The 25,383-nt window shown below is 70.4% G+C and carries 21 protein-coding genes; 10 read left to right on the top strand and 11 right to left on the bottom strand.

Annotation, left to right across the window (positions count from 1 at the left end; translation table 11 throughout):
* The first annotated feature begins 191 nt into the window (after window positions 1-191).
* The 3 genes from SLINC_RS25890 to SLINC_RS25880 all read left to right on the top strand — a co-directional run bounded on the left by SLINC_RS25890 (window position 192) and on the right by SLINC_RS25880 (window position 3,585).
* Window positions 192-1,040, top strand: a complete 849-nt coding sequence (locus SLINC_RS25890) for a hypothetical protein (RefSeq protein ID WP_067437616.1) — start codon at window positions 192-194, stop codon at window positions 1,038-1,040.
* Between the two features lie 118 nt (window positions 1,041-1,158).
* On the top strand, window positions 1,159-2,085 hold the full coding sequence (locus SLINC_RS25885; RefSeq protein WP_079164731.1) for a DUF3558 family protein: 927 nt from the start codon (window positions 1,159-1,161) through the stop codon (window positions 2,083-2,085).
* A 156-nt stretch (window positions 2,086-2,241) separates the two neighbouring features.
* Window positions 2,242-3,585 carry a DUF2637 domain-containing protein gene (locus SLINC_RS25880; RefSeq protein ID WP_079164730.1) on the top strand — a complete coding sequence of 448 codons (1,344 nt, stop codon included), beginning with the start codon at window positions 2,242-2,244 and terminating at the stop codon, window positions 3,583-3,585.
* A gap of 71 nt (window positions 3,586-3,656) precedes the next feature.
* Here SLINC_RS25880 and lysS read toward each other — a convergent pair whose 3' ends face one another.
* Entirely contained in the window at window positions 3,657-5,402 is a 1,746-nt protein-coding gene (gene lysS / locus SLINC_RS25875) for a lysine--tRNA ligase (RefSeq protein WP_067437611.1), read from the bottom strand.
* Between the two features lie 131 nt (window positions 5,403-5,533).
* Here lysS and argS point away from each other — a divergent pair, with 131 nt between their 5' ends.
* Complete coding sequence (gene argS, locus SLINC_RS25870) at window positions 5,534-7,300, top strand: arginine--tRNA ligase (protein WP_067437609.1); 1,767 nt, start codon at window positions 5,534-5,536, stop codon at window positions 7,298-7,300.
* Between the two features lie 91 nt (window positions 7,301-7,391).
* A complete protein-coding gene (locus tag SLINC_RS25865) occupies window positions 7,392-8,165 on the top strand; it encodes a DUF4253 domain-containing protein (RefSeq protein WP_067437608.1) in 774 nt (257 codons plus the stop codon).
* A 32-nt stretch (window positions 8,166-8,197) separates the two neighbouring features.
* On the opposite strand, the gene SLINC_RS25860 is transcribed toward SLINC_RS25865, so the two are convergent.
* From SLINC_RS25860 to SLINC_RS25850, 3 genes are all read right to left on the bottom strand, one after another.
* A complete protein-coding gene (locus SLINC_RS25860) occupies window positions 8,198-9,031 on the bottom strand; it encodes an arylamine N-acetyltransferase family protein (protein ID WP_067437606.1) in 834 nt (277 codons plus the stop codon).
* 71 nt (window positions 9,032-9,102) lie between these two features.
* Window positions 9,103-10,308 carry an aminotransferase-like domain-containing protein gene (locus SLINC_RS25855; RefSeq protein WP_067437604.1) on the bottom strand — a complete coding sequence of 402 codons (1,206 nt, stop codon included), beginning with the start codon at window positions 10,306-10,308 and terminating at the stop codon, window positions 9,103-9,105.
* Window positions 10,309-10,430: 122 nt separating this feature from the next.
* A complete protein-coding gene (locus SLINC_RS25850; protein ID WP_067437602.1) occupies window positions 10,431-11,333 on the bottom strand; it encodes an SAM-dependent methyltransferase in 903 nt (300 codons plus the stop codon).
* A gap of 246 nt (window positions 11,334-11,579) precedes the next feature.
* Between SLINC_RS25850 and SLINC_RS25845 the strand changes: the two genes are divergently transcribed.
* On the top strand, window positions 11,580-11,759 hold the full coding sequence (locus SLINC_RS25845) for a hypothetical protein (RefSeq protein WP_067437600.1): 180 nt from the start codon (window positions 11,580-11,582) through the stop codon (window positions 11,757-11,759).
* Here SLINC_RS25845 and hemB read toward each other — a convergent pair.
* Window positions 11,756-12,748 carry a porphobilinogen synthase gene (gene hemB, locus SLINC_RS25840; RefSeq protein WP_067437599.1) on the bottom strand — a complete coding sequence of 331 codons (993 nt, stop codon included), beginning with the start codon at window positions 12,746-12,748 and terminating at the stop codon, window positions 11,756-11,758. The two genes, SLINC_RS25845 and hemB, sit on opposite strands and share 4 nt — an antisense overlap.
* 507 nt (window positions 12,749-13,255) lie before the next feature.
* Between hemB and SLINC_RS25835 the strand changes: the two genes are divergently transcribed.
* Entirely contained in the window at window positions 13,256-14,635 is a 1,380-nt protein-coding gene (locus tag SLINC_RS25835) for an FAD-binding oxidoreductase (protein ID WP_067437597.1), read from the top strand.
* A 106-nt stretch (window positions 14,636-14,741) separates the two neighbouring features.
* On the opposite strand, the gene SLINC_RS25830 is transcribed toward SLINC_RS25835, so the two are convergent.
* The 5 genes from SLINC_RS25830 to SLINC_RS25810 all read right to left on the bottom strand — a co-directional run bounded on the left by SLINC_RS25830 (window position 14,742) and on the right by SLINC_RS25810 (window position 20,513).
* Entirely contained in the window at window positions 14,742-16,472 is a 1,731-nt protein-coding gene (locus SLINC_RS25830) for a bifunctional uroporphyrinogen-III C-methyltransferase/uroporphyrinogen-III synthase (protein ID WP_067437596.1), read from the bottom strand.
* The gene (gene hemC, locus SLINC_RS25825; RefSeq protein ID WP_079164729.1) at window positions 16,469-17,428 is read right to left on the bottom strand and encodes a hydroxymethylbilane synthase; all 960 of its coding nucleotides are present in this window, start codon (window positions 17,426-17,428) and stop codon (window positions 16,469-16,471) included. The genes SLINC_RS25830 and hemC overlap by 4 nt, the downstream gene beginning before the upstream one ends.
* Window positions 17,425-19,200 carry a glutamyl-tRNA reductase gene (locus SLINC_RS25820; RefSeq protein ID WP_067437593.1) on the bottom strand — a complete coding sequence of 592 codons (1,776 nt, stop codon included), beginning with the start codon at window positions 19,198-19,200 and terminating at the stop codon, window positions 17,425-17,427. Before SLINC_RS25820 ends, hemC begins: the two co-directional genes overlap by 4 nt.
* Complete coding sequence (locus SLINC_RS25815; RefSeq protein ID WP_067437591.1) at window positions 19,197-19,973, bottom strand: redox-sensing transcriptional repressor Rex; 777 nt, start codon at window positions 19,971-19,973, stop codon at window positions 19,197-19,199. Before SLINC_RS25815 ends, SLINC_RS25820 begins: the two co-directional genes overlap by 4 nt.
* 255 nt (window positions 19,974-20,228) lie before the next feature.
* A complete protein-coding gene (locus tag SLINC_RS25810) occupies window positions 20,229-20,513 on the bottom strand; it encodes a glutaredoxin family protein (protein WP_107406670.1) in 285 nt (94 codons plus the stop codon).
* A gap of 94 nt (window positions 20,514-20,607) precedes the next feature.
* On the opposite strand from SLINC_RS25810, the gene SLINC_RS25805 reads away from it, so the two are divergent.
* The 3 genes from SLINC_RS25805 (at window position 20,608) to SLINC_RS25795 (ending at window position 24,082) form a co-directional block, all read left to right on the top strand.
* Window positions 20,608-21,525 (top strand): HAD family hydrolase, encoded by a 918-nt coding sequence (locus tag SLINC_RS25805; protein ID WP_079164728.1) that lies wholly within the window; start codon window positions 20,608-20,610, stop codon window positions 21,523-21,525.
* Between the two features lie 305 nt (window positions 21,526-21,830).
* A complete protein-coding gene (locus SLINC_RS25800) occupies window positions 21,831-22,607 on the top strand; it encodes an ECF subfamily RNA polymerase sigma factor, BldN family (protein ID WP_067437585.1) in 777 nt (258 codons plus the stop codon).
* A gap of 233 nt (window positions 22,608-22,840) precedes the next feature.
* Window positions 22,841-24,082: a DUF5667 domain-containing protein gene (locus SLINC_RS25795; protein WP_067437583.1), complete on the top strand. Its 1,242-nt coding sequence runs from the start codon at window positions 22,841-22,843 to the stop codon at window positions 24,080-24,082.
* Between the two features lie 237 nt (window positions 24,083-24,319).
* Here the strand turns inward: SLINC_RS25795 and SLINC_RS25790 are convergent, their stop codons facing one another.
* Window positions 24,320-25,372, bottom strand: coding sequence for a lysophospholipid acyltransferase family protein (locus SLINC_RS25790; protein ID WP_067437581.1), 1,053 nt, complete (start codon window positions 25,370-25,372; stop codon window positions 24,320-24,322).
* Window positions 25,373-25,383: the final 11 nt, after the last annotated feature.

The following is a 25,383-nucleotide window of genomic DNA, read 5'->3' as shown; positions in this document are numbered from 1 at the left end:
AATCGCAAAACCGGCGCCAAGGTCAATGAAAAGGGACAACGGACCGGCGTCCACGGCCATGCGTGCGATACACATTGTCTCCAGGGCACGACCCCCCGCGGCAAGCGATTAACCAGCGGGGACACTGAAGAACCCGGCTGCGGACCGGCAACAGGACCGGGCACCGCGACACCGTCGAGAGGAGCCTCACCGTGCAGCGGAAGGCCTATGTACCCGGCATCGCCGCACTCCTCGCGGCCCTGCTGGCCGGCTGCACCGGAAGCTCCGGGGACACCGGCACGACGGACGACTCCAACCCCGGCGACCCCGGCACCGCGACGGCCCCCGCCCAGCCGGGCCGGTACCGCACGCTCCCCGAACCCTGCGGCTCCGTCGGCCGGGGCACCCTCGACGCGATGCTGCCCGGCATCAAGCAGATCACGGACGAGGAGCAGCGGACGACGGCGTACGAGGGCGAGGCGACCCTGACGTACGACACGGACCGCAAGGTCGGCTGCCGCTGGAAGGTGGAGTCCACGGACGCCACCGACCATCTGCTGGTCGACTTCGAGCGGGTGGTGTCCTACGACAGTGCGGTGAGCGGCGACGGCCAGGCGGAGCAGCAGTTCGCGAAGCTGGAGGCGGCGGCCGACCTGCCGGAGCCGACGGCGTCCGAGCCGGCGAGCCCGACGGGCACCCCGACCGACTCCGCGTCGGCCTCGGCCTCCCCGACGCCCCCCGCGTCCTCCGCGTCCTCCTCCGGCTCCCCCTCCGGTTCCCCTTCCTCGGGGTCGCCCTCCCCGTCGGTCACTCCCTCCCTCCTCCAGCCCCGTCTCTTGGAGGATCTGGGCGACGAGGCGTTCCTCGACGACGCGTTGAGCAGCTCCGGCTCGACGGCCCAGCAGCGCACGGTGACTGTGGCGTTCCGCACGTCCAATGTCATCGTGACGATCGAGTACGTGGAGCAGCCGACGACGATCGGCGTGGCCCCGGACAGCAAGGAAATGCAGGACAAGGCCAGGAATCTGGCCGCTCAGCTGGCGGACTCGCTGTCCGGCTGACCCCTCTTCACACGCCCCTCACGCGTGCACACGAAGCCGTCGAAGCACGTCCGCACGGCAGCCTCACCGCGTACCGTGGCCCCTCGGACCCGATCCGACGGCAGGAATCACGAGCGTCATGAGTGAAGGAACCATGCAGCGACCAGCACAGCGAGACCAGGGTGACCAGCGAGCGAAGCGTCGGGGCCGGGGCCTCGGCCGCGTCCTTGTCTGCGCGGCCGCCGTCCCCGTGACGCTGATCGTGGCCGGCTGCTCCTCGGACTCCGGCTCCGGCGACGCCGACAGCGGCGGCAAGAGCGCGGACACGGCCGCGTCGGCGTCGGCGAGTCCGTCGCCGACGGTGCAGGCGGCGGTGTACAAGTCGCTGCCGAAGGCGTGCGGGGCGGTGACGAAGAAGACGCTGGGCGAACTCGTCCCGAAGGGGAAGTCCGGCAAGGAGGGCACGGCGGACGAGGCGGACGCACGTTCCAGCTGCTCGTGGAGCAGCCTGGACAACAACGGCGTCAAGGGCTCCCAGTTCCGCTGGCTGAACGTCTCGCTGCTGCGGTTCGAGTCGGACACCTCGCGCGGTTCGGGCGAGGAGCAGGCGCAGGCGTACTACGACAAGCAGATCCAGGACGCCCAGTCCTCGGCGGGCGCGAAGAACACCAAGTCGAAGGCGGTGTCCGGGACGGGTGACGCGGCGACGACGGTGACGTACGACCTGAAGAAGAAGGAAGGCTCCTTCAAGCAGCAGACGGTCGTCACGCGCGTCGAGAACGTCGTCATCACGCTCGACTACAACGGTGCCGGTCTCGCCGGTGAGAAGACCCCGAGCGCGGAGTCGCTGACCAAGCTCGCCGAGAAGGCCACCAAGGAGGCCGTGGCCGCGGTGTCGGCCGCCAACGGCGAGGGCACGGGCGGCGACGCGGGCGCGGCGAGTCCTTCGCCCTCGCCGTCCAAGGGCGCGTCGAAGTCGCCGTCTCCGTCGGCCTCGGCGTCGGCTTCGAAGGCCGCGTCCTCGAAGTCGCCGTCCCCCTCCCCCTCTGCGTCGAAGAAGAGCTGACTGTCACACACGAGCCGTAACGCGCAGCTCACACCGGCCTTTTGACGGAGCCCGGCCCCCTGAAGGGACCGGGCTCCGGCCGTACCGGCACCACGTCCGCCGTACACATGTGCCACCCTGTTGCGCGCAACGACATGCATGGGGAGGGGAGTACGGGTGGCCGCGCCACTTCAGTTGACACGAACGCACCGAGTTCTGATCGGCGTGGTCGTCGCGGGCGCCGTCGTCATCGCCGGCATCGGCTTCGCGGGGTCCTACGCGGCGGTGCGTGAACTCGCCCTCCAGAAGGGCTTCGGGAACTTCAGTTACGTCTTCCCGATCGGTATCGACGCGGGCATCTGCGTCCTGCTGGCCCTGGACCTCCTGCTGACGTGGATCCGTATCCCGTTCCCCCTGCTGCGCCAGACGGCGTGGCTGCTGACGGCCGCCACGATCGCCTTCAACGGCGCGGCGGCCTGGCCGGACCCGCTGGGTGTCGGCATGCACGCGGTGATCCCGATTCTGTTCGTGGTCTCCGTGGAGGCGGCCCGCCATGCCATCGGCCGCATAGCCGACATCACGGCGGACAAGCACATGGAGGGCGTCCGCCTCACCCGCTGGCTCCTCTCCCCCGTCCCCACCTTCCTCCTGTGGCGCCGTATGAAGCTCTGGGAGCTGCGCTCCTACGAGCAGGTCATCAAGCTGGAGCAGGAACGTCTCGTCTACCAGGCCCGTCTGCGCTCCCGCTTCGGCCGGGCCTGGCGCCGCAAGGCCCCGGTCGAGTCCCTGATGCCCCTGCGCCTGGCCCGCTACGGCGTCCCGCTGGCGGAGACCGCCCCGGCGGGCCTGGCAGCGGCGGGCATCGAGCCGATGCTCCTGCCTCCGGTGCCGCAGCAGGAGCTGACCGCGGCTCCGGAACCGGCCGTGGAACAGGCCGTGGCCGCGGTCCGGCGTGCGGCCGAGACGGCGCCCGTCCCGCAGAACGCGGCACCTCGCGGCGAGCGGCCTTCCGAACAGCCCCTTGAGCAGCCGTCCGAGCAGCCCCCCGCGCAGCCGTCCGAGCAGTCCGCCGAGCAGCAGGGCATCGAGCCGGGGCCCGACCAGAGCCCCTGGTTCGAGGCCCCCCGCCAGATCGACTACCAGGGCGGCTACAACCCCGCGTACAACCCGCAGGAGCAGTACGAGCAGTGGTACGCGGAGCAGCAGCAGGCGGAGCAGTACGAGGAGCAGTACCGCCTGGAGCCGGAGGAGACGGGCACCTTCCCCATCCCCGTGGGCCCCAATCGCACCCGCGAGCTGGGCGAGGGCGGCGGCCTCCCGGAGTTCGAGCCGGACGAGGAGTCGTACTACCAGGTCTTCAAGCAGTCGATAAGCGGCAGCGGCTACCCCACTCCCCGTGAGTTCGGCGAGAACGTCGAGGCCGAGTTCAGCATCGCCCTCCCGCCGGAGGACATGAAGCGCATGGTCAACCGCTTCACCAACCGCTACAACGCGGAACTGGAAGAGGACCACATCGCCTGACCGCACGGCGGTACGACGATGGGGGCGCCCGGCGAACACCGGGCGCCCCCATCGTCGTAGAACAGGCCTACCTACTCCCCGAGCAGGGCCCGCACCCGCTCCTGTCCCACCGCCAGCAGCAGCGTGGGCAGTCGCGGCCCCGTGTCCCGCCCGACCAGCAGGTGGTACAGCAGGGCGAAGAAGGTCCGCTGGGCGGTCTTGATCTCGGCCGGCAGCTCCTTCGGCGTGGCGTCGGCGGAGAACCCGGCCTGCACCTTGGGCACGCCGTACACGAGGTGGGTCAGTCCGTCGAGCGACCAGTGCGAGGCGAGTCCGTCGAGCAGCAGCCGCAGCGACTGCTGGGACGCCTCGTCGAGGGACTTCAGCAGCTCGGCGTCGGGCTCGTCGCGCACGATGGTCCGCTGGTCGGCGGGCACGTGCGTGTTGATCCAGGCCTCGGCCTTGTCGAACCGCGGCCGTACCGCGTCGAGCGCGGCGAGCGGGTCGGTGGGGTCGAGTTCGCTGAGGATCCGCAGCGCCTGGTCCTCGTGCCCGGCGGTGATGTCGGCGACGGAGGCCAGCGTCCGGTACGGCATCGGCCGCGGGGTACGCGGCAGTTCACCGCCCGCCGTGCGCACCGCGCGGGAGTGCGCGGCGATGTCGGCGGGGAGGGCGGAGCCGTCCGCGACCTTGGCGTCGAGCTTGTCCCACTCGTCGTAGAGCCGCTGGATCTCCTGGTCGAAGGCGATCTTGAAGGACTGGTTGGGCCTGCGGCGGGCGTAGAGCCAGCGCAGCAGCTGCGGCTCCATGATCTTCAGGGCGTCCCCGGGGGTGGGGACCCCGCCCTTGGAGGACGACATCTTGGCCATGCCGGAGATGCCCACGAAGGCGTACATCGGCCCGATGGGCTGCTTGCCGCCGAAGATCCCGACGATCTGGCCGCCCACCTGGAACGACGAGCCGGGCGAGGAGTGGTCGACGCCGGACGGCTCGAACACGACGCCCTCGTACGCCCAGCGCATCGGCCAGTCGACCTTCCAGACCAGCTTGCCGCGGTTGAACTCGCTCAGCCGGACGGTCTCGGCGAAACCGCAGGCGTTGCAGGTGTACGACAGCTCGGTGGTGCCGTCGTCGTAGGAGATGACCGTGGTGAGGTCCTTCGCGCAGTTGCCGCAGTAGGGCTTGTACGGGAAGTAGCCGGCGGCCCCGGAGCTGCCGTCGTCCTCGGCGGCCGCGCCCGACCCCTCGGCGGCCTCCAGCTCGGCCTCGTCCACGGGCTTCTGCTGCTTCTTCGCAGCGGCGGGGGCCTTCTTGGTGCGGTACTGGTCGAGGATCGCGTCGATGTCACCGCGGTGCTTCATCGCGTGCAGGATCTGCTCGCGGTAGACCCCGGAGGTGTACTGCGCGGTCTGGCTGATCCCGTCGAACTCGACACCCAGCTCGGCGAGCGCGTCGACCATGGCGGCCTTGAAGTGCTCGGCCCAGTTGGCGTGCGCGGAGCCCTCGGGGGCCGGCACGGAGGTCAGCGGCTTGCCGATGTGCTCGGCCCACGACTCGTCGACCCCGGCGATACCGGCCGGCACCTTGCGGTAGCGGTCGTAGTCGTCCCAGGAGATCAGGTGCCGGACCTGGTGCCCGCGCCGCCGGATCTCGTCGGCGACGAGGTGCGGGGTCATCACCTCGCGCAGGTTCCCCAGGTGGATGGGCCCGGACGGCGACAGCCCGGACGCGACGACGACGGGTTTGCCCGGGGCCCGACGCTCCGACTCCTCGATGACCTCATCCGCGAAACGGGAGACCCAGTCGGTGGTCTCGGTGCTCTGAGCCACGATCGGCACGTCCTCTTTACTCAAGGCATTGATGGTGGCCCCATTCTCCCAGACCGCGTCGCGCCCGGGAAAACGGCTTTACCCCCATGGGATACTGGCCGTGTCCATCGATCCCCACGAGGAGAACGGCACCCCCTCCTATGACCTCGGTCACGTCCCTCAGCGACTCCGTCCAGCAGCGTCTCGCGGCGGCCCTCACGGCCGCTCTGCCGGACGCCGACTCCGCGGATCCGTTGCTGCGACGTAGCGACCGGGCGGACTTCCAGGCGAACGGCATCCTGGCGCTCGCCAAGAAGGCCAAGGCGAACCCGCGGGAGCTGGCGACGCAGGTCGTCGGGCGGGTCGAGTCGGGTGACGTGATCAAGGAGATCGAGGTCTCGGGCCCCGGCTTCCTGAACATCACGATCACGGACGGGGCGATCACCGAGACCCTCGCCGCGCGCTACGCCGACGCCGACCGCCTCGGCGTGCCGCCGAAGGAGACGCCGGGCATCACGGTCGTCGACTACGCCCAGCCGAACGTGGCGAAGGAGATGCACGTCGGCCACCTGCGCTCCGCGGTGATCGGCGACGCGCTGCGCGGCATGCTCGACTTCACCGGCGAGCGGACGATCGGCCGGCACCACATCGGCGACTGGGGCACCCAGTTCGGCATGCTCATCCAGTACCTGTTCGAGCACCCGGGCGAGCTGGCTCCGCCCGACGCCGTCGACGGCGAGCAGGCCATGTCGAACCTGAACCGCGTCTACAAGGCCTCCCGTGCGGTCTTCGACTCCGACGAGGAGTTCAAGGAGCGGGCCCGCAAGAGGGTCGTCGCCCTCCAGTCCGGCGACAAGGAGACCCTCGACCTGTGGCAGCAGTTCGTGGACGAGTCGAAGGTCTACTTCTACTCCGTCTTCGAGAAGCTCGACATGGAGATCCGCGACGAGGAGATCGTCGGCGAGTCCGCGTACAACGACATGATGCCGGAGACCGCGCGGCTCCTTGAGGAGTCCGGCGTCGCGGTCCGCTCCGAGGGCGCGCTCGTCGTGTTCTTCGACGAGATCCGGGGCAAGGACGACCAGCCCGTGCCGCTGATCGTGCAGAAGGCGGACGGCGGCTTCGGCTATGCGGCGTCCGACCTGTCCGCGATCCGCAACCGGGTCACCGACCTGAACGCGACCTCGCTGCTCTACGTCGTGGACGTCCGGCAGTCGCTGCACTTCAAGATGGTCTTCGAGACGGCCCGGCGGGCGGGCTGGCTCAGCGACGAGGTCACCGCGCACAACATGGGCTACGGCACGGTGCTCGGCGCGGACGGCAAGCCGTTCAAGACCCGTGAGGGCGAGACGGTGAAGCTGGAGGACCTGCTCGACGAGGCCGTCGAGCGGGCCACGGCGGTCGTCCGGGAGAAGGCCGAGAAGGCGGGCCTGACCGAGGAGGAGATCGCCGAGAACGGCCGGTACGTCGGCATCGGCGCCGTGAAGTACGCGGACCTGTCGACCTCGCCGAGCCGGGACTACAAGTTCGACCTGGACCAGATGGTCTCGCTGAACGGCGACACGAGCGTGTACCTCCAGTACGCCTACGCCCGGATCAGGTCGATCCTGCGCAAGGCGGAGGACGCGGCCCCGACACCGCACCCGGAGCTCGAACTGGCCCCGGCGGAGCGCGCGTTGGGCCTGCACCTGGACGCGTTCGGCACCGCGGTCTTCGAGGCGACGGCGGAGTACGCACCCCACAAGGTGGCCGCCTACCTGTACCAACTGGCGTCGCTGTTCACGACGTTCTACGACCAGTGCCCGGTGATCAGGCCGCGCCCCGCGCAGGACGTCGTGGAGAACCGCCTGTTCCTGTGCGACATGACGGCCCGCACCCTCCACAAGGGCATGTCGCTGCTGAGCATCAGGACGCCCGAGCGTCTGTGACGGCCGGGGCGGGGGCGGCCTCGGCCGTTCCCGCGCGAGCTCCGGCGGCACCCCGGACCCGTTGTCAGTGGCTGCCCCTACAGTCACCGGCATGGCGACACTTCCGAACCCGCTGCCGAGGCTCGCGTCCCTCGGTCTCGCACTCCCGCCCGGCCGGCTGATCGACACGACGGACGAGGGCCCGTGGCACGAGCCGCTGCTGTGGCTGGCCGACGACCTGGCCGCCCCCGGCACCTGGGACGCCCTGCGGCACGCCCCCCGCGCGCTCGGCCTGCTGCCGGTGACGATCGAGGCCGACGGTTCCCAAGGCGCCCCGGAGGGCTGGGACTTGATGCCCGGCGAGATGTCCTACCCCGGGGATCACGACGCCGAGGAGGTGCTGGCCGACCTGTGGGAGGCGTCCGCCGCGGAGGGCGAGGAGTGGCCCGGCCTGGCCGAGGAGCCCGAAGCCGCCGAGGACGACGACCCGGACACCGTGGCCGCCGAGATCGCCGACTCCCTCCTGGCGGGCGGCCCGCTCAAGGATCCCCGCCTCGCCCTCGTCCCCGCCCGCCGCAGCGCCGACATCCCCACGGCGATCGGCTGGACGGGCCCGATGAACCACGAGGGCGACACCGCCCGTATCTCGGCGGTCCTGCGTTCCTGGGAGGACCGCTACGGCATACGGGTCGTGGCGCTCGGCTTCGACCACCTGCTGGTGTCCGTCGCGGCCCCGCCCACCACCCTGTCCGACGCCCAGGCCCTCGCCGCCGAGCACTTCGCCTTCTGCCCGGACATCATCTGGCAGGGCAGCGACACGACCCTGGCCGAGTATGCCGAGCGCCGGCTCGTCGGCCGGCCCGCCTGGCACTTCTGGTGGGACTGACCGCCCCCGGGAGCGACTGACCGGCCCCGCCCCTACAGAACCGCCCCCGGCGGGGCCACGACCCCGAACTCCTCCTCCAACAGCCGCCGCACCTCGGCCGCGTCCGCCACCTGCCGCTCCCTCACTCTCCCGTCGTCGACCCGCGTCTCGATGAGGAGACGGCCGTGCAGCAACAGATGCCGCTCGCCGCTGAGGTGCTGGACGTACAGGCTCTGCGCGAAGGGCGACCGCGGATTCGTCGCGACATGCCAGTTGATGACCTCGAAGTCGGACTTCTCGAACGGCTCCAGGGTGAACGCGTACTGCGCCACCCAGCCCCCGACACCCGAGTCATGGGCCTCCAGCACCCACATCTCCAACGGCCCGTGATGCGGCACGTGCACCAGCCGATGGAGCCGCCCGGCATCCCGGAACTCGGCACCGGCGACCAGCGGCACCGGCTCCAGCAACGCCCCGGTCGCGCCGAACCCGACATCGGCGAGATACGGCCGCGGATCCCCCGGCACCTCGACGAGCAGTGCCATGTGGGTGCGCGGCCGGCTCTCCATCGTCTTGGCGCCCAGGACGACCCGTGCGGTCAGCAGCGCCTTCACCCGGAACCCGAGGGCGTCCAGGGCGAGCGAGAACAGCGTGTTGTGCTCGTAGCAGTAACCACCACGCCACCCGTGGACGAGCTTGGCCATCAGATCAGCGGGACCGAGAGACGGCGCCCTGCCACTGAGAGCCTCCAGATTCTCGAAGGGGATGCCCCGCACATGCGCCAGATGCACCCCCTTCAGCGTCACCAGATCGGCCCGCCGCTCCCCCTCCCAACCGATCCGCTTGAGGTAGGCGTCGAGATCGAATTCCACTGCGTCATCGGGCATACCTCACAACGTAGGCGCCCCCGACGTCCTCTCCCACAATCCACGGCAGGAGCCCCCTTCGGCCTTTGGTCCTAGGCCTCCGCCAGTCCCTCCCCCAGCCGCCGCAGCCCTTCCCCGATCTCCTCGGGTGTCTGCGTCACGAAGCACAGGCGCATGGTCGACCGGTCGGGCTCCCCAGCGAAGAAGGGCGCGCCCGGCACGTACGCCACATCGCGCCGCACCACCTGCCGCAGCAGCGCGGTCGTGTCGTACGACGAAGGCAGCCGCGCCCACAGGAACATCCCGCCCTCGGGCCGCGTCCAGGTGGACCCGTCGGGCAGGACACCCGGCAGCCCGGCCACCATGGCGTCCCGGCGCTCCCGATAGGCCCCGGCCACCCGCCGGACATGGGCGTCCAGATCCCGGTCGGCCAGGTACCGCGCCGCGGCGAGCTGGTTGACGGTCGGGGTGTGCAGATCGGCCGCCTGCTTGGCGACGACGCAGGCCCGCAGCAGTTCACCCGGCGCCCGCAGCCAGCCCAGCCTCAGCCCGGGAGCCATGACCTTGGAGAAGGACCCGAGCAGAACCACCCGGTCACGCGCTTCCTCCCACGAGGCGATCCACGGCACCCGCTCCCCCTCGAAGCGCAGTTCGCCGTACGGATCGTCCTCGACGATCCACAGCCCCCGCCGGGCCGCGACCGACGCCACCGCGCCCCGCCGCTCGGCGGACAGCGTCCGCCCGGTCGGGTTCTGGAAGGTCGGCACGGTGTACAGCAGCTTGGGCCGCTCCCGCACCACCAGATCCTCCAGCGCCACGGGATCGATCCCGTCCTCGTCCCCCGGCACGGCGACCACCCGAGCACCGGCGAAACCGAAGGCCTGGAGGGCCGCCAGGTAGCAGGGACTCTCCACCAGGACCGTGTCCCCGGGCTCCAGCAGCGCTGTCGCGATCAACGACAGAGCCTGCTGCGAACCGGTGGTGACGAGCACATCCCCGTCCCCACTGGCCAGCCCCCGCCCGGTCATCCGCTCGGCGAGCGCACCCCGCAGCTCCGGCTCCCCCTCCGTCGGCGCGTACTGGAGGGCCCGCGCGGGCATCTCGGCGAGTACGTCACGGAAGGCGGCCGCGATGCCCTCCTGATCGAAGAACTCCGGCGCCGGCAGCCCGCCCGCGAAGTTGATGACCTCGGGCCGGGCGGTCACGGCGAGGATGTCCCGCACGGGCGACCCCCCGATCGCCCGGGCCCGCCCGGCCAACGGCGGAACAGGAACAGCCAGAGACTCGACGACGGTCATGACACGACTCCTTCGGCTACGCCGCACAGGCGACTCATGCGCAGCCTAGAGACATACATGCCACCTACAAACAACATTCCGACATACGAACGCCCGAAACCCCCAAGCCCCTGGAGACGCCCCTAACCCCTCTTCCCCACCGCCGCGTAGACATTGATGTCGGCATCCGTCACGTCGTTGATGTCGGCGTACCGCACCTTCTCGATGTCATCGAGGGTCGCGAGATACGAGCTCTCCGGCTGCTCGGGCACGGGCGCCGCGTTGTCGCCCCGCCACCGGTGCGCCGGTACGACCCCGGGCTCCACGACCTCAAGAGCGCTCTCGGTGAAGAACCGCTCCACCTCCGCCGCCGACCGCAGCACGAAGGTGAACCCACGCTCGGTGTACGTACGCTGCACGGCCCGGATGTTCTCGGGATTCAGATCCTCGGTCAGATGGCTCAGCACCAGCCGGCTCCCGGACGGCAGCGCCTCCACCAGCTCCCGCACGATCGGATAGGCCTCCTCGTCCTCCATGAAGTGCAGGAGGGCGACCAGGCACAACGCCACAGGCTGATCAAGATCCAGCGTCTTGGCGGCCTGCTCCAGGATCTGCGCCGGATTCCTGAAATCGGCGTCGATGTAGTCGGTCCGCCCCTCGGGCCCACTGGTGAGCAGGGCCCGCGCGTGCGCCAGTACCACCGGATCGTTGTCGACGTACACGACCCGCGAGTCGGGGATGATCCGCTGCGCGATCTGATGCACGTTCTCCGCGGTCGGCAGCCCGGTCCCGATGTCGAGGAACTGCCGGATCCCGTCCTCACGCGCCAGGGAGGTGACGGCCCGCCGCAGGAAGTCCCGGTTGTGGCGTACGTCGAGATAGCCGCGCGGATTGGCGGCGAGCGCGGCGGCTGCGGCCGCCCGGTCGACGGGATAGTTGTCCTTGCCGCCGAGGAAGACGTCGTAGACGCGCGCGGGGTGCGCCTTGGTGGTGTCGATCCTCCTTCTCAGCTCGGCGGGGTCAAGGCTGAGGGCGTCACCGGACATCGGCGTCTCCAGTCATTCAACTGACAACCATGGGCCAACAACCTAACGCCCAGTGCCACTTGAAGCTGCCCAACCCCGAACAACACCGTCCCGCGTCCCGACCCACCACCCCGGGACACGACATCACCGCAGGTCACAGCGGAAGGAACGGCCACGCCGTCCCGAATCCGCCCCCAACGGTGGCGACCGGCCCACCCCACCACCCAGGGTGGAGCCACCACTGCCGCCCACCGAGAGGCCCACCCCATGCCCGCACGCCCCGCCCGCCTCCGACTGCTCGCCGCCACCGCGGCGGCCCTCGCGGCACTCACCCTCACCGGGTGCGAGGACGGCGAGGGCCTGCGGGACGAGGGCCCGTCCGCCACGAGCCTGAGATCCCCGGCCCCTCACAACACCGAGAAGCCGCGCCCGCCGGAACTGCCCTAACGCAGCTTCTGCGCCACCTCGGTGGCCCAGTAGGTCAGGATGTTCTGCGCACCGGCCCGCTTGATACCGGTCAGCGCCTCCAGGATCGCCCGGTCCCGGTCGATCCAGCCCTTCTCCGCGGCGGCCTCGATCATCGAGTACTCACCCGAGATCTGATACGCGGCAACCGGCACGTCCACCGCGTCGGCGACACGCGCCAGCACATCCAGATAGGGCCCGGCCGGCTTGACCATCACCATGTCGGCGCCCTCCTCCAGATCGAGCGCCAACTCCCGCAGCGACTCCCGCACGTTCGCGGGATCCTGCTGGTAGGTCTTCCGGTCCCCCTTCAAAGAGGACCCCACAGCCTCCCGGAAGGGCCCGTAGAACGCGGACGCGTACTTGGCCGTGTAAGCAAGAATCGCCACGTCCTCCCGCCCGATCTGATCGAGAGCATCTCGCACCACGCCGATCTGCCCGTCCATCATCCCGCTGGGCCCCACCACATGCGCCCCGGCATCCGCCTGCACCTGCGCCATCTCGGCGTACCGCTCCAGAGTGGCGTCGTTGTCGACCCGCCCCTCGGCGTCCAGCACCCCGCAGTGCCCGTGATCCGTCGTCTCGTCCAGACACAGATCGGACATCACCAACAGCTCGTCCCCGACCTCCGCCCGCACGTCCCGGATCGCGACCTGAAGAATCCCCTCGGGATCGGTCCCCGCCGTCCCGACCCCATCCTTCTTGTCCTCCTCCGGTACCCCGAACAACATGATCCCGGAAACCCCCGCGGCCACAGCCTCCGCCGCCGCCTTCTTCAACGTCTCCCGCGTGTGCTGCACCACCCCGGGCATCGCAGCGATCGGCACCGGCTCCGACACGCCCTCCCGCACAAACGCCGGAAGGATGAAATCAGCCGGATGCAGCCTCGTCTCCGCGACCATCCGCCGCATCACAGGACTGACCCGCAACCGCCGCGGCCGCGTACCGGGAAAGGAACCGTACGTCGTCATACCACCTACGCTACGCCCGCCCCGGGCCCCCCTTTGCCGACGCCTCGTCGGCCGGGACGCGCGCCTCGTGGGGTGCGGTTGCCGTGAGTCGGACGTGCAGGTCTCGCCGTCTGGGGTGCCTTGTTCGGTCGTATGGCGACTGCGGGTCCATCGTGGCTGGTCGCGCAGTTCCCCGCGCCCCTGAAAAGCGGAAGTCGCCGTCAGGCATGAGGCACCCTCCGGGCCGTGGGCGTCTCAGCCGCCCACGGCGGTAAGGGGACGGGGCGGGGGGTGTCCGCCCGCAGCGTCCGGCGTCCAACACGCAGCACAGCTAGAAGACACAGCACCGCCGGACCGAGGACGGACACCCCCCGCCCCGGCCCCGACCCACCACACAACCGTGGGCGCTACAGAAACCCCCACCGAACCCGCACAGCGCGCCGCAGGCATCGCACGCCCCCACATGCGCCACCCCCCACCGAGGTCCAAGCTGAAAGAACCAACACCCCGGCGCCCCGGGAGGACAAAATGACCGCCACCCACCCCCCTCACACCCCCCTCTCCGACATCCACGGCCCAGTCCTCCACCCCGGCGAGGACGGCTACGCCGACGAGGTCACCGGCTTCAACCTGGCCGCCCTGCACACCCCGGACGTGGTCGTCGGCGCGACAGACACGGCCGACATAGTCACGGCCCTGCGCTGGGCCTCGGCCACCCACACCCCCGTCGCCGTCCAGGCCACCGGCCACGGCGCGAACTACCCCATAGAACAGGGCCTACTGATCACCACGTCCCGCATGACGGACGTACGCATAGACGAGACAGCCCGCACCGCCACCATCGCCGCGGGCGCGAAGTGGCGCCACGTCCTGGACAAGGCCACCCCCCACGGCCTGGCCACCCTCAACGGCTCCTCCACGGACGCCGGAGTCGTCGGCTACACCCTCGGCGGCGGCCTCCCCGTCCTGGGCCGAACCTACGGCTACGCCGCCGACCTGGTCCGCTCCTTCGAGGTCGTCACCCCCGACGGCACCCTCCACCACACGGACAGCACCACGGACCCCGACCTCTTCTGGGCCCTCAGGGGCGGCAAGGGCAACGTAGGCATAGTCACCGAGCTGACCTGCGACCTGCTCCCCCTGCCCCGCGTACTCGGCGGCGGCATCTACACCGAGGGCGAGCACGCCGAAGCCCTCCTCACCACCTGGGCGGACTGGACGAGAACCGTCCCCCCGGAGATGAACAGCACCTTCAGTCTGCTCCGCCTCCCCCCGTTCCCGGAGATCCCCGAACCCTTCCGAGGCGGCTTCTGGGCAAGGGTCTGCCTCGCGTGGACGGGCGACACACAGGAGGGCGAAACCCTGCTGGCCCCCCTCCGCGCAGCGGCCCCCGTAGCGATCGACACGGTCGAGGACATGGAGTACGCGGCGGTCGACCGCATCTACATGGACCCCCAGGATCCCCTCCCCGCCCGAGAGTCCTGCGCCCTGCTCCGGGACCTGCCACCGGAAGCGATCCGGGCGTTCCTCGACCAGGTGGGCCCGCAGGTCCCCGACGTCCCGCTCCTCCTGGTGGAGATCCGCCACATGGGCGGCGCGCTCTCCCGCCCGGCGGCCACGGAGGACGCGGTCTGCGCCCGGGACGCCGCCTACCTCCTGGAGGCGGTGGGCGTCCTGGCGGCACCCCCCATGGCCGAGGCCGTGGAACGGGCCACGACCGCCCTGAACACGGCCATGGCCCCGTACGGCACGGGCCGCACCATGGTCAACCTGCACGGCACCCCGGGCGACGATTCCGACCGGGCCCGAGCCTGGACCCCGGAGGTCTACGACCGCCTACGCCACACAAAGTCGACGTACGACCCGCAGAACCTCCTCCGCTACGGCCACACGGTGCCGCCGGCCTAGCCCAGAGCCGAAAGCCGACCCACACACCCGAGCCGACCCACACACCCGAGCCGACCCACACACCGGGGCCCACACCCGGCCCGGCACCCACACACTCGGCCCACCCTCAGGTGGTGGTCCGCCGCCGCCGAGCCCCCGGCCGCCGCTCACTCGGCCGAGTAACGGGATCCCCGGCCTCAACAGCAGCCGCCCGCCGCCGAGACCCGAAGTCGGCCAACGCCTCGGCCAACTTGTGCACGGACGGCTCAGGAGCCATCACATCCACCCGCAGTCCATGCTCCTCAGCAGTCTTCGCCGTGGCGGGCCCGATACAGGCGATCACGGTCACGTTGTGCGGCTTCCCGGCGATACCCACCAGGTTCCGCACCGTGCTCGACGAGGTGAAGAGAACGGCGTCGAAGCCACCCCCCTTGATCGCCTCCCGGGTCTCGGCCGGCGGCGGCGAAGCCCGCACGGTCCGATAGGCGGTGACGTCGTCGACCTCCCACCCGAGCTCGATCAGCCCGGCGACCAGGGTCTCCGTGGCGATATCGGCCCGAGGCAGGAAAACCCGGTCGATGGGATCGAATACGGGATCATACGGAGGCCAGTCCTCCAGCAACCCCGCAGCCGACTGCTCCCCGCTCGGCACCAGATCCGGCTTCACACCGAACGCGACGAGCGCCTTGGCGGTCTGCTCCCCGACCGCCGCGACCTTGATCCCGGCGAAGGCCCGAGCGTCGAGCCCGTACTCCTCGAACTTCTCGCGAACGGCCTTCACCGCGTTCACCGAGGTGAAGGCGATCCACTCGTACCGCCCGGTCACCAGCCCCTTGACCGCCCGCTCCATCTGCTGGGGCGTCCGCGGCGGCTCGACGGCGATGGTCGGCACCTCGTGCGGCACGGCCCCGTAGGACCGCAGCTGGTCGGAGAGCGAGGCCGCCTGCTCCTTGGTGCGCGGCACGAGCACCTTCCAGCCGAACAGCGGCTTGGACTCGAACCACGAGAGCTGCTCACGCTGAGCCGTGGCGGACCGCTCGCCGACCACGGCTATCACCGGCCGGGCCCCGTCCGGGGACGGCAGCACCTTCGCCTGCTTCAGCGTCTGCGCGATGGTGCCGAGCGTGGCGGTCCAGGTCCGCTGCCGCGTGGTGGTCCCGGCGACGGTCACGGTCAACGGCGTGTCGGGCTTACGGCCGGCGGCGACGAGTTCGCCGGCGGCGGCGGCCATGGAGTCGAGGGTCGTCGACACAACGACCGTCCCGTCCGAGGCCCCCACCTCCGTCCAGCACCGGTCGGACGCGGTCCGCGCGTCCACGAACCGGACGTCGGCCCCCTGCGCGTCCCGCAGCGGCACACCGGCGTAGGCGGGCACGCCGACGGCGGCTGCGACACCGGGAACGACCTCGAAAGGCACCCCCGCGCGGGCGCAGGCCAGCATCTCCTCGGCGGCGTACGCGTCGAGTCCGGGGTCCCCGGACACCGCACGTACGACCCGCCTGCCGCCCCGCGCGGCCTCCATGACAAGATGTGCGGCATCCCGCACGGCGGGGACGCCAGCGGTTGTTGACGCGCCGTCAACAACCGTTAGTTGAGGCGCGCCTGTGCCCGGCGTGGGACCGGAGGAAAGATCCGCGGGGCGACCCGCGGGATCCGCATCCGTGTTCACCACGGCGACACCGGACCTGGCATGCGTACGTACGACGTCGAGCACTTCGTGCCCGGCGACGAGAACGTCCGCGGTTGCCAGTGCCTCGACGGCGCGCAGAGTAAGTAGTCCCGGATCCCCGGGTCCGGCACCGAGGAAGGTGACGTGCCCGTGTTCAGGACCGGCGACGGGAAGGGTGGTGGGGCTCACTGTGCTCGCTCCCCCATCAGACCGGCCGCGCCCTGGGCAAGCATCTCGGCCGCTAGTTCACGGCCGAGCGCCATTGCTTGGTCGTACGTCTCGGGCACGGGACCGGTGGTGGACAGCTGCACCGTACGCGTGCCGTCGGTCGTGCCGACTATGCCGCGCAGGCGCATTTCCTTGACAATCTGCCCGTCGGCCAACAGGTCGGCCAACGCACCCACAGGTGCGCTGCAACCGGCCTCCAGGGCGGCGAGCAGTGACCGCTCGGCGGTCACGGCGACCCGTGTGAACGGGTCGTCGAGTTCACCGAGCGCTGCGATCAGGTCCGCGTTGTCCGCGGCACACTCGATCGCGAGTGCTCCCTGGCCGGGAGCGGGCAAAACCGTGTCGACCGATAGGAAATCAGTCACTTCATCACCACGACCGATCCGATTGAGTCCGGCCGCGGCCAGTACGACGGCATCCAGTTCACCGTCCCGCACATATCCGATGCGTGTATCCACGTTCCCGCGGATCGGTACCGTTTCGATGTCCAGCCCGTGGCCGCGTGCGTACGCGTTCAGCTGGGCCATGCGCCGCGGCGAACCCGTACCGATGCGCGCACCGCGCGGCAGGTCGGTGAACTTCAGCGCGTCGCGGGCGACGATGACGTCGCGCGGGTCCTCGCGCTCGGGGACGGCGGCGAGCGCCAGTTCGTCGGGCTGCCCGGTGGGCAGGTCCTTCAGTGAGTGCACCGCGAAGTCGACCTCGCCTTTGAGGAGCGCCTCCCGCAGCGCGGTCACGAAGACCCCGGTGCCGCCGATCTGTGCGAGCTGCTCGCGCGAGACATCGCCGTACGTGGTGATCTCGACGAGCTCGACGGGCCGACCGGTCACCTGGCTCACGGCGTCCGCCACCTGCCCGGACTGGGCCATGGCGAGTTTGCTCCGCCTGGTCCCGAGCCTCAATGCCTTATGAGTCATGCCGGCCCTCGGTTCTTGCCGTTCTTCTCTGTGCTGTCCTCGGCACGGGAGACGGCGGCCACCGTCTCGGGGTCGAGATCGAACAGGGTGCGCAGCGCGTCCGCGTACCCGGCGCCGCCGGGCTCGGCCGCGAGCTGCTTGACCCGTACGGTCGGCGCGTGCAGCAGCTTGTCGACCACGCGCCGCACGGCCTGGGTGATCTCGCCGCGCTGCTTGTCGTCGAGTTCGGGCAGCCGTCCGTCCAGCCGCGCGATCTCGTTCGCGACGACATCGGCGGCCATGGTGCGCAGCGCGACCACGGTCGGCGTGATGTGCGCGGCCCGCTGCGCCGCCCCGAAGGCGGCGACCTCGTCGCCGACGATACGGCGCACCTGGTCGACGTCCGCCGCCATCGGAGCGTCGGCGGAGGCGTCCGCCAGCGACTCGATGTCGACGAGCCGAACCCCGGCGAGCCGGTGCGCGGCGCCGTCGATGTCACGGGGCATGGCGAGGTCGAGCAGAAAGAGCACGGGCCGCGGCCGCGGGATCTCGGCGACGGGCTCGGGCCTACGCCGTTCGGGAATCCGTCCGACGGTGGCCGCGGCGGCCGCGAGCGCGGCGATGGCCTCGGTCTCCTGGGCGGGGTCGAATCCGGTGACGACTGCGGCCGGGGCCGAACTCTGCGGCCGCGGCGCGTTGTCCACCCAGGCCGCGTGCTGTTCCAGATCGGCGGCGGCCATCCCGGCCACAGCCGCTTCCCCGAGCACGGAGAAACCGGCGGTCGCCTGCATGGCGGGAAGGTCGAGCGGACACTCGCCGTCGTGCTCCGCCCCGGCCGCGGCCGGTCGTACCGCCTGGGCGGCACCCGGTCCCCGGAGGGACGGCCCTCCGCCGGCGCCGGGCTGCGCGTCCGGCCCTCGGCCACCAGCATCGGGACCGTCGACACCGACCCGCCCCGACACAGCTGTAGCGACCGCTTCCGCCGTCAGGACCAGCCCGGTCGCCCCGGTACAGGACACCACCACATCGGCACGTGTCAGTTCACCCGGCACCGCGTCCATCGACACGGCACGAGCCGCCACGCCCGACTCGGACGCGCCCTCGTTGAGGATCTCCGCGAGGCGCTCGGCCCGGTCCGCGGTGCGGTTGGCGATGACGATCCGCGAGACGCCCGCACGCGCCAGCGTGGCCGCGGCCAGCGAGGACATGGACCCGGCGCCGATGACGAGGGCCTTCTTGCCGCGCGCCCAGTCCTGGACGTCGCCGCCCAGGGCCAGCTGCTCCAGGCCGAACGTGACCAGCGACTGCCCCGCCCGGTCGATCCCGGTCTCGGAGTGCGCCCGCTTGCCGACCCGCAGCGCCTGCTGGAACAGATCGTTCAACAGCCGCCCGGCACTGTGCAGCTCCTGCGCCCTGGCCAGCGAGTCCTTGATCTGCCCGAGGATCTGCCCCTCACCGACGACCATCGAGTCGAGCCCGCAGGCCACGGAGAACAGATGGTGGACGGCCCGGTCCTCGTAGTGCACGTAGAGATAGGGAGTGAGCTCGTCCAGCCCGACCCCGCTGTGCTGGGCGAGCAGCGTGGACAGCTCGGCGACACCCGCGTGGAACTTGTCCACGTCGGCGTACAGCTCGATGCGGTTGCAGGTGGCGAGCACCGCGGCCTCGGCGGCCGGCTCGGCGGCGACCGTGTCCTGGAGCAGCTTGATCTGGGCGTCCGCGCTCAGCGAGGCCCGCTCCAGCACGCTGACCGGGGCGCTGCGGTGGCTCAGCCCGACGACGAGGAGACTCATGCCGGCATCACGGCGGGTACGTCCCCGTCGGGCCCTTTGTCGGCGGACTCGGACTCGCCGCGCGTGGTGGCGACCGGCCCCGCTCCGTCGGCTGCGGCCGCGGCGGCCTCCTCGCCGGCCTTGCGCTGCTCGTGGAAGGCGAGGATCTGAAGCTCGATGGAGAGGTCGACCTTGCGCACGTCGACGCCGTCCGGGACGGACAGCACGGTCGGCGCGAAGTTCAGGATGGAGGTGACCCCGGCGGCCACGAGCCGGTCGCAGACCTGCTGGGCGGCGCCGGCGGGCGTCGCGATGACACCGATGGACACACCGTTGTCGTCGATGATCTTCTCGAGCTCGTCGGTGTGCTGCACCGGAATCCCCGCGACGGGCTTCCCGGCCATCGCCGGATCGGCGTCGATGAGCGCGGCGACCCGGAAACCGCGGGAAGCGAACCCGCCGTAGTTGGCGAGGGCGGCGCCGAGGTTTCCTATACCGACGATCACGACCGGCCAGTCCTGGGTCAGGCCGAGTTCGCGGGAGATCTGGTAGACGAGATACTCCACGTCGTAGCCCACACCACGCGTCCCGTAGGAGCCGAGGTAGGAGAAGTCCTTGCGCAGCTTCGCGGAGTTGACCCCCGCGGCGGCCGCGAGCTCCTCGGAGGAGACGGTGGGGACCGAGCGCTCCGACAACGCGGTCAGGGCACGGAGGTACAGCGGAAGACGGGCGACGGTGGCCTCGGGAATCCCTCGGCTACGGGTCGCCGGTCGGTGAGTTCGGCCAGTTGCCACGGTGCTCCTGCGGGTAGAGCGGGGCTGTTGGCGGTCGTATGTCCCCAGACCGCCCCGTCGAATGCAGGCTATGTCTTTGTGAACGCGTGCACAAAGATGGTGTCCGTTTTGCCCGGCCAACGTGACCGGGGTCACGCACCCCCGGCGCACTGATACGGAACCGGCGCACGGGCACCATCGTTCCTCTTCTCTTGGGGGCAAAACCGCACACTCTCCTCTACGATCCCCGCCCCCGAGACCAACTCGCCGTCGATCCTAAGCCAAGGCTTTGCGCAACCGCTCCTCGTTCACACGCCAGAAAGTGTGCTGCTCCCCGTCGACCAGGACGACGGGAATCTGCTCCCAGTACTGGTCGTGCAGGCGGGGGTCCTCGGTGATGTCCTTCCCCTCCCAGGGAACGCCCAGCTCACCGCAGACCTTCTCCACCACCGCCTGTGCGTCGTCACACAGATGACAGCCGGGCTTGCGGATCAGAGTGACCAGCCGGTCCTGTGGGGTCCGAGGGGCTTTGCGCCGGAAGATGGGGGTCATGCCGGCCATTCTCCCGCCTGTTTAACGGCTCGGCCGCGGAGAGTTCACATCCTCCAAACCTCTCGACTCCGGAACCACCGAACAAACTGGCTATGCTCACGCCATGGCCGCTCTCGGATGGCTCACCCCCCGTAGGCGCTCCGCAACGGCGCGCAGTGTGTTGGCAGGCGAGGCCTCGGCGGAGGCAGCCCGCAAGTCCTCGCAGGACGTATCCGTCTCCGGTGAGGAACCGGAGTTCCCGGTACAGGGCGACGCGCATGCCGCCGCCTTCTTCGACCTGGACAACACCGTCATGCAGGGCGCCTCCCTGTTCCACTTCGGCCGGGGCCTGTACAAGCGGAAGTTCTTCGAGACCCGTGACCTCGCGAAGTTCGCCTGGCAGCAGGCGTGGTTCCGCCTCGCCGGCTTCGAGGACCCCGAGCACATGCAGGAGGCGCGCGACTCCGCGCTCTCCATCGTCCAGGGCCACCGCGTCGCCGAACTCCAGTCGATCGGCGAGGAGATCTACGACGAGTACATGGCCGAGCGCATCTGGCCCGGCACCCGGGCCCTGGCCCAGGCGCATCTGGACGCCGGCCAGAAGGTGTGGTTGGTCACAGCGGCACCGGTGGAGATCGCCCAGGTGATCGCCCGCCGCCTCGGCCTGACCGGCGCCCTGGGCACGGTCGCCGAGTCGGTCGACGGCGTCTACACGGGCAAGCTGGTCGGCGAACCGCTGCACGGCCCCGCGAAGGCGGAGGCCGTCCGCGCCCTGGCGGCGGCGGAGGGCCTGGACCTGTCCCGCTGCGCCGCGTACAGCGACTCGCACAACGACATCCCGATGCTCTCCCTGGTCGGCCACCCCTACGCCATCAACCCGGACTCCAAGCTGCGCAAGCACGCCCGCCGGCTGGAATGGCGCCTGCGCGACTACCGCACGGGCCGCAAGGCGGCGAAGGTCGGCATCCCGGCCGCGGCCGGTGTCGGCGCGGTGGCCGGCGGCACGGCCGCGGCGATCGCCCTGCACAAGCGCCGCCGCTGACGGCCAATCCCCAGGTCATACCCCCACACCTCGCTGTCCAGTCACGTTGGCTGAACACGGCCACAACACGCCCCGGACCCAGACGGAACAAGAACCGTTTCGATCAACAACCGATCACTGAACGGCACTTGATCGGCTCCCAATCGGTTACAGAAGCGACGTAATCGATGATTTGAGCAACTGCGTGTAGCGGTGCCTGCACTAAGCGTTATTCTCCTCAGACGCAATCCGGATCCCCTTCCGTCGCTACGACGGGTGAACGGTTCCGCACTGCACGTGATGGAAGCTCTGCCTCTGGGAGTCCCGTGTACCCACACGTCGGGGTTGACGCCTCGGGCCTGGCTACGCTGCGCGCAACGGTCCAGGACCTGTTGCGCGGCTTCGTCCCCACCGCGTATGCCGTCCCTGCCCTCGCCGTTGCCACCACCCCCGTCGGCCCGTGCTACGCGCTCGCCGACGGCAGCGCCGCCGTCGGAAGACGAGGGCGTTCGACCGGTGCCGCAACCACCGCCCGCCGCCCCGCCGCCGACAGCGACAGCGCCCGCATGATGGATCTCGTGGAGCGCGCCCAGGCCGGGGAGGCCGATGCCTTCGGCCGCCTCTACGACCAGTACAGCGACACCGTCTACCGGTACATCTATTACCGGGTGGGCGGAAAGGCCACCGCCGAGGACCTGACGAGCGAGACGTTCCTGCGCGCCCTGCGCCGGATCGGCACCTTCACCTGGCAGGGCCGTGACTTCGGCGCCTGGCTGGTGACCATCGCCCGCAACCTCGTCGCCGACCACTTCAAGTCGAGCCGCTTCCGGCTGGAAGTCACCACCGGCGAGATGCTCGACGCCAACGAGGTCGAACGTTCACCCGAGGACTCCGTCCTGGAGTCCCTGTCGAACGCCGCCCTCCTCGAAGCCGTGCGACGGCTCAACCCGCAGCAGCAGGAGTGCGTGACCCTGCGCTTCCTCCAGGGCCTCTCCGTCGCCGAGACCGCCCGTGTCATGGGCAAGAACGAGGGCGCCATCAAGACCCTTCAGTACCGAGCCGTCCGCACGCTCGCCCGGCTCCTGCCGGACGACGCGCGCTGACAGGGAACGCTCGGTAATCACCAACTCGCCGTCAGTGAAAGTCCGTTGTCTTCCCGATCCGATCATCCGCCGTCCGTAACCCAAGTGCCGCGCCACTCGTTGTGCGGGATGCAGGCTCCCTGTGGTCACTCCCTGGCCGACTTCGATCACTCGATCGAGTGCTTGTGGTCAGGGCGTGCAACCCTCAGGACCCCCTGGGGAGTCGACCGTCATGACGAGAGGAGGTGCCGCCAGTGATCGCGAACGTATCGGCGCACCGGCGGGCGAACGCCTTCGCCCAGGCTCTGGAGGAGCAGCCCGACCGGGGCACGGCGGCCGAGCAGTCCGAAGGACCACCGTCCCCGGCTGCTGCGGAACAGACCGGGCAGGGTCGGCTGATGGCCCTCACGGAGTGTCTCGGCGAGCTGCCCAAGCCACAGCTGGACCCCGAGGTCAAGGTCGTCCAACGGGCCCAGTTGGTGGCCGCGATGGAGGCCATGCTGCTGGAGGGCACGGCACCCGGAGGCAGGGCGGCGGATCCTTCCGTACCCGAGCAGCGCTCCTCGCGGGCTCGGGGCACACACCGGGCGAGCCCACTGGGGAAGTTCCGGCCACGCTCCCGGCTCACCAAGGGCCTGGCCGCGGGCGGACTGAGCGTCGGAGTCGCCGCGAGCGCCTTCGGCGGAGTCGCCGCCGCCAGCTCGGACGCGCTGCCCGGCGACTCGCTCTACGGCCTCAAGCGCGGCATCGAGGACTTCAAGCTCAGCTACCTGTCCGACGGGAACGACGAGCGCGGCGTGGCCTATCTCGACCAGGCCTCCACCCGCCTCAGCGAGGCCCGTCGGCTCATGGAGCGGGACCGTGGCGGCCAACTCGACCACGAGTCCCTCGGCGAGATCCGCCGCGCCCTGTCCGGCATGCAGCACGACGCGTCCGAGGGCCACCGGCTGCTCACCGCGGCCTACCAGGCCGACCCGGACTCCCTGGGCCCCATCCAGGCCCTCGACAACTTCTCCCGCTCGCACCGCGACGCCTGGGGCGCGCTCCGCGAGCGGCTGCCCGTCCAGCTCGGCGACGTCAGTCAGCAGGTGTCGTCGGTGTTCGACGCCATAGACGAAGAGGTCGCCCCGCTCCAGTCCCTGCTCCCGCAGCCCCCCGCCCAGAGCGGTGGCGGCGGTCAGCGTCAGGGCACCGGCCCCGCCTCCTCCGACACGTCGACCGGTTCCGGCCGTTCCTCGGCGCCCAGCGTCGGCAGCGGCGGCTCGTCCGACAGCGAGGGCACCGGCAGTCACGGCCCCAGCGACTCGGCCGGCTCCGGCACCGAGAGCGACGGCCTGCTCGGCGGCAACACCGGCGGCCTGCTCGACCCGCCGCAGGACACCCTCCCCTCGGCGCCGACCACCAACACCCCGACCACCGAACCCGACGTCACCGTCCCCCCACTCCTCCCGGGCCTCCTCCCCGGCCTCGGAATCGAGGGCGAGGACACGAACTGAGCTCTGCGGTACGACGATGGGGGCGCCCCTTTGCGAGGGGCGCCCCCATCGTCGTACCGAAAGAACACGGGCCTGGAAGAACACGGCCTGGAAGAACACCGACCGCCGCTGCACCAACAGCTTGGCCCCTCCTGTCTGCTGCCCTCGCACTGCTGCGCAGGCTTCGAACAGCTGCGCCGGACTCCGTCCGTCGGCTTCAGCCGACCGAGGCTCGCCCGGGCCGGCCCCCTGCCCTCGTCAGAAGAACACCGACCGCCGCTGCACCAACAGCTTGTACAGCGTGTGCTGGATCTGCTCCCGTACCTGGTCGGTGAGGTTGAACATCAGCATCGGGTCCTCGGCCGCCTCCGGCGGGTAGCCGTCCGTCAGGATCGGCTCGCCGAACTGGATCGTCCACTTCGTCGGCAGCGGAACCGCGCCGAGCGGGCCGAGCCACGGGAAGGTCGGCGTCAGCGGGAAGTACGGGAAGCCCAGCACCCGGGCGAGCGTCCGGGCGTTGCCGATCATCGGGTAGATCTCCTCGGCCCCGACGATCGAGCAGGGGATGATCGGGGTGCCCTGCCGCAGCGCCGTGGAGACGAAGCCGCCGCGGCCGAACCGCTGGAGCTTGTAGCGCTCGCTGAAGGGCTTGCCGATGCCCTTGAAGCCCTCCGGCATCACCCCGACCACCTCGCCCTGCGCGAGCAGCCGCTCGGCGTCCTCCGCGCAGGCCAGGGTGTGACCGAGCTTGCGGGCCAGCTCGTTGACCACCGGCAGCATGAACACCAGGTCCGCCGCGAGCAACCGCAGATGCCGGCCCGCGGGATGGTGGTCGTGGACGGCGACCTGCATCATCAGGCCGTCCATCGGAAGCGTCCCGGAGTGGTTGGCGACGATCAGCGCCCCACCCTCGGACGGGATGTTCTCGACGCCCTTCACCTCGACCCGGAAGTACTTCTCGTACACCGGCCGCAGCAGGGACATCAGGACCTGGTCGGTCAACTCCTCGTCGTAGCCGAAGTCGTCGACCTCGTAGTCACCGGTGAGGCGACGGCGCAGGAAGGCGAGACCGCCCGCGATGCGCTGCTCCAGGCCACCGCCGGCCTGGTGCTTCTCGGGCGGCTGTTCCTCATGTGTCACAGGAACATCATCCTGCGCGGACGGCCTGCTGGGCAGAGGCTGGACCTCGCGGACCAGCGAGGATTCCGTGCCCTTGCGCCGGCCTCCGGCGCTCCGGCGCCGCGCCGGGCGCTGCACGGCGCTCCCACGGGTCCGGTCGTCATCGAACGGAATGACCTTGGCGTCCGCCATCGTTGATGCGC

Source organism: Streptomyces lincolnensis (assembly GCF_001685355.1).
GTDB lineage: Bacteria > Actinomycetota > Actinomycetes > Streptomycetales > Streptomycetaceae > Streptomyces > Streptomyces lincolnensis.
Note: the sequence above shows the minus strand (reverse complement) of the source record. Positions and strands in the feature narration are given on the sequence as shown.

Coding starts and splice junctions, on each gene's coding strand:
- hemB (WP_067437599.1), bottom strand. CDS start 12,748: ATGACGACGTACGGTTCCTTTCCCGGTACGCGGCCGCGGCGGTTGCGG.
- SLINC_RS25805 (WP_079164728.1), top strand. CDS start 20,608: ATGGCCGCTCTCGGATGGCTCACCCCCCGTAGGCGCTCCGCAACGGCG.
- SLINC_RS25820 (WP_067437593.1), bottom strand. CDS start 19,200: ATGAGTCTCCTCGTCGTCGGGCTGAGCCACCGCAGCGCCCCGGTCAGC.
- SLINC_RS25865 (WP_067437608.1), top strand. CDS start 7,392: ATGGCGACACTTCCGAACCCGCTGCCGAGGCTCGCGTCCCTCGGTCTC.
- hemC (WP_079164729.1), bottom strand. CDS start 17,428: ATGACTCATAAGGCATTGAGGCTCGGGACCAGGCGGAGCAAACTCGCC.
- SLINC_RS25790 (WP_067437581.1), bottom strand. CDS start 25,372: ATGGCGGACGCCAAGGTCATTCCGTTCGATGACGACCGGACCCGTGGG.
- SLINC_RS25850 (WP_067437602.1), bottom strand. CDS start 11,333: ATGTCCGGTGACGCCCTCAGCCTTGACCCCGCCGAGCTGAGAAGGAGG.
- SLINC_RS25835 (WP_067437597.1), top strand. CDS start 13,256: ATGACCGCCACCCACCCCCCTCACACCCCCCTCTCCGACATCCACGGC.
- SLINC_RS25885 (WP_079164731.1), top strand. CDS start 1,159: ATGAGTGAAGGAACCATGCAGCGACCAGCACAGCGAGACCAGGGTGAC.
- SLINC_RS25810 (WP_107406670.1), bottom strand. CDS start 20,513: ATGGCCGGCATGACCCCCATCTTCCGGCGCAAAGCCCCTCGGACCCCA.
- SLINC_RS25860 (WP_067437606.1), bottom strand. CDS start 9,031: ATGCCCGATGACGCAGTGGAATTCGATCTCGACGCCTACCTCAAGCGG.
- SLINC_RS25855 (WP_067437604.1), bottom strand. CDS start 10,308: ATGACCGTCGTCGAGTCTCTGGCTGTTCCTGTTCCGCCGTTGGCCGGG.
- SLINC_RS25845 (WP_067437600.1), top strand. CDS start 11,580: ATGCCCGCACGCCCCGCCCGCCTCCGACTGCTCGCCGCCACCGCGGCG.
- argS (WP_067437609.1), top strand. CDS start 5,534: ATGACCTCGGTCACGTCCCTCAGCGACTCCGTCCAGCAGCGTCTCGCG.